The organism is Pseudogracilibacillus sp. SO30301A, from assembly GCF_037072025.1.
Lineage (GTDB): Bacteria > Bacillota > Bacilli > Bacillales > Amphibacillaceae > Pseudogracilibacillus.
The window spans coordinates 1-1,031 of sequence record NZ_JAXHDD010000140.1; the positions used below are offsets into that span (position 1 = coordinate 1).

1 protein-coding gene is annotated in these 1,031 nt (G+C 35.4%); it reads left to right on the forward strand.

The features are described from left to right. Nucleotides 1-1,031 (forward strand): IS1634 family transposase (locus SPD89_RS22825; protein WP_336264241.1); only part of this gene is annotated, 1,031 nt, incomplete at both ends.

The following is a 1,031-nucleotide window of genomic DNA, read 5'->3' on the forward strand; positions in this document are numbered from 1 at the left end:
GCCATAAATGCGTGATTGCAGAATACGGCTATTCAAGAGATAAGCGAAGGGATAGAGAACAAATTGTGATTGGTCTCGTGACTACAGCAGATGGATTTCCAATTAAATGCACGATTTATCCCGGAAATAAAGCAGATAAATCAACGGTTGCAGACGTTGTCGCGGACTTAAAGAATAGATATCCCATTGATGAAATTGTGTTTGTCGGTGATCGGGGAATGTTATCAGCTAAAAATATCGAAGCAATAAAAGAGCTGGAGCAAAAATATGTGATGGCTATCCCAAGAGCATGGAGTAAAAAGTATTTGAAAGCGACCTCTATTGATGAGAAAAAAATGCGAGAAATAAAAGAGAACTTATACGCCAAATTCCTTCCCGAAATAGATGGGCAACGATTTTTACTGTGTTTGAATACACAAAAAAGAGAAGATGATTATCATTATCGCCAGCAAACCATCAAAACAATTAAGGAAGAACTTGATAAATTGAACGAAAGCCTTGGGAATAATAAAAATATAAAAACACGTGATGAAGCAATGAAACGTGCGGGAGCCATTTCAAAACGAAATACAGCGGGTAAATATTTTATGGTGGAAACTATCGATAGTGATGAAAATTCTCTAGGTTTTTCTCTAAAATACAAGTTAAAATCCGACAAAATTAAGGATGATGAAAGATTGGATGGAACGTTCGTCATCCAAACGAACGAAGATAAATACGGAGACGAAAAATTAATTAAAATATACAAGAATCTCAACAAAGTGGAGAATGCCTTTCGAATTATCAAGCATGATTTAGATGTACGACCGATGTATCATTGGAAAGAAGAACGAGTAAAAGGACATGTTTATGTTTGCGTCATTGCCTATTTTCTCATGCAATCTATAGACTATATAGCTCAACAAGCCGGTTTAAATGTAACCGCACGAACGATTTTACATCAACTTCAAAGGGTTCATTTATTGGAAATTGAATTACCGGATGGAAAAAGTAAATATTCAGTGACCGCAATAGACAAAGAACTAAAAAAA